Origin of the sequence: Streptomyces sp. AF1A (genome assembly GCF_047340315.1) — a bacterium.
Classification (GTDB): Bacteria; Actinomycetota; Actinomycetes; order Streptomycetales; family Streptomycetaceae; genus Streptomyces.
In genome coordinates this window covers 1-2,595 of the sequence record NZ_JBLEBI010000341.1, presented here as the reverse complement: position 1 = coordinate 2,595, position 2,595 = coordinate 1, and the positions used below count along the sequence as shown (strand labels likewise).

1 protein-coding gene is annotated in these 2,595 nt (G+C 65.6%); it reads right to left on the bottom strand.

The window, feature by feature from the left end; all coding sequences use genetic code 11:
- Positions 1 to 2,595: methionine synthase (gene metH, locus ACLU3S_RS36620; protein WP_413956291.1), on the bottom strand; the 2,595-nt coding region annotated here is incomplete at both ends.

The following is a 2,595-nucleotide window of genomic DNA, read 5'->3' as shown; positions in this document are numbered from 1 at the left end:
GGCGGCCGTGGTGCGCACCCGGCGTTGTTTCAGTTCGGGCAGCCTGGCCCCGGGCACGCCCCGCTTGACACCGATCAGCGCGTCCATCAGCCGCAGGCCCTCGAAGGCGTCCCGCGCGTAGCGGACCTCGCCCTGGTAGATCTCGTGCAGATCCTGCTCGACATACGCCCGGGTCAACGCCGCACCACCCAGGATCACCGGGAAACGCGCCGCCAGACCCCGCGCGTTGAGCTCCTCCAGGTTCTCCTTCATGATCACCGTGGACTTCACCAACAGCCCCGACATACCGATCACATCGGCCCGATGCTCCTCGGCCGCCTGAAGGATCGCCGACACCGGCTGCTTGATCCCCAGATTCACCACGTTGTAGCCATTGTTCGACAAAATGATGTCGACCAGGTTCTTACCGATGTCATGCACGTCCCCGCGCACCGTCGCCAGCACGATCGTGCCCTTGCCCTCGGCATCCGACTTCTCCATGTACGGCTCGAGATACGCCACCGCCGCCTTCATCACCTCGGCGGACTGCAACACGAACGGCAACTGCATCTGCCCCGAACCGAACAGGTCCCCCACGACCTTCATCCCGTCCAGCAACGTCTCATTGACGATGTCCAACGCCGGCCGCTCGATCAGCGCCGCATCCAGATCGGCCTCCAGCCCGTTGCGCTCACCGTCGATGATCCGCCGCTTCAACCGCTCCTCCAGCGGCAACGCGGCCAACTCCTGCGCCCTACCCGCCTTCAACGACGTCGCCGTCGCCCCCTCGAACAACTGCATCAGCCTCTGCAGCGGGTCATAGCCCTCACGACGCCGGTCATAGATCAGATCCAGGGCGACAGCGACCTGCTCCCCGTCGAACCGCGCGATCGGCAAAATCTTCGACGCGTGCACGATCGCCGAGTCCAGCCCCGCCTTCACACACTCGTCCAGGAACACCGAGTTCAACAAAATCCGCGCGGCCGGATTCAGCCCGAAGGAGATGTTCGACAACCCCAACGTGGTCTGCACCCGCGGATGGCGCCGCTTCAACTCCCGGATCGCCTCGATCGTCGCCACACCATCCCCCCGGGACTCCTCCTGCCCCGTACAGATGGTGAACGTCAGGGTGTCGATGAGAATGTCCTCCTCACGCACCCCCCAATTCCCCGTCAGATCAGCGATCAGCCGCTCGGCGATCTGCACCTTCTTCTGGGCCGTGCGCGCCTGCCCCTCCTCATCGATCGTCAACGCGATCAACGCCGCACCATGCTCCTGCGCCAGCTGCGCAACCCGCGCGAACCGCGACCCCGGCCCGTCACCGTCCTCATAGTTCACCGAGTTGATCACCGCACGGCCACCCAGCTTCTCCAGCCCCGCCCGGATCACCTCCACCTCGGTGGAATCCAACACCACCGGCAACGTCGACGCCGTCGCGAACCGGCCCGCCAGCTCCTCCATGTCCGCCACACCATCCCGGCCGACATAGTCCACACACAGATCCAGCATGTGCGCACCCTCACGGATCTGCTCCCGCGCCAACTCCACACAATCGTCCCAGCGACCCGCCAGCATCGCCTCACGGAACTTCTTCGACCCGTTCGCGTTCGTCCGCTCACCGATCGCCAGATACGCCGTCTCCTGCCGAAACGGCACCGCCTGATACAACGACGCCGCACCCGGCTCCGGACGCGGATCCCGCGCAGGAGGCGTCACACCCCGAACCCGCTCCACCACCAACCGCAGATGCTCCGGCGTCGTACCACAACACCCACCCACCAGCGACAGCCCGTACTCGGCGACGAAACTCTCCTGCGCATCCGCCAACCCCTCCGGACCCAGCGGGAAATGCGCCCCCTGCTTCGTCAGCACCGGCAGCCCCGCATTCGGCATGCACAACAACGGAATCCGCGCATGCCGCGCCAGATGACGCAGATGCTCACTCATCTCCGCCGGCCCCGTCGAACAGTTCAAGCCGATCACGTCGATGCCCAACGGCTCCAACGCCGTCAACGCCGCACCGATCTCCGAACCCAGCAGCATCGTCCCGGTCGTCTCGAACGCCATCGACACCAGCAACGGCACCTCGACACCCACCGCCGCCATCGCCCTCCGCGCACCGATCACCGACGCCTTCGTCTGCAACAGATCCTGCGTCGTCTCCACGATCAACGCATCCGCACCACCCGCCAGCAACCCCTCCGCATTCGCCTGAAAACCATCACGAACAGTGGCGAAGGAGACATGACCCAGCGTCGGCAGCTTCGTGCCCGGGCCCATCGAACCCAGCACCCAACGTATGCGGCCGTCCCCGGTGGTGAACTCGTCCGCGACCTCACGGGCGATACGGGCACCCGCCTCCGACAGCTCATGGACGCGATCGGCGATGTCGTACTCGGCCATGGCCGCGTGGTTGGCCCCGAAGGTGTTGGTCTCCACGCAGTCCACCCCCACCGAGAAGTACGCCTCGTGGACCGAACGGACGATATCCGGGCGGGTGACATTCAGGACCTCGTTGCAGCCCTCCAACTGCTGGAAGTCCTCCAAGGACGGGTCATGGGCCTGGAGCATGGTGCCCATCGCCCCGTCGGCGACCACCACACGGGTGGCAAGGGC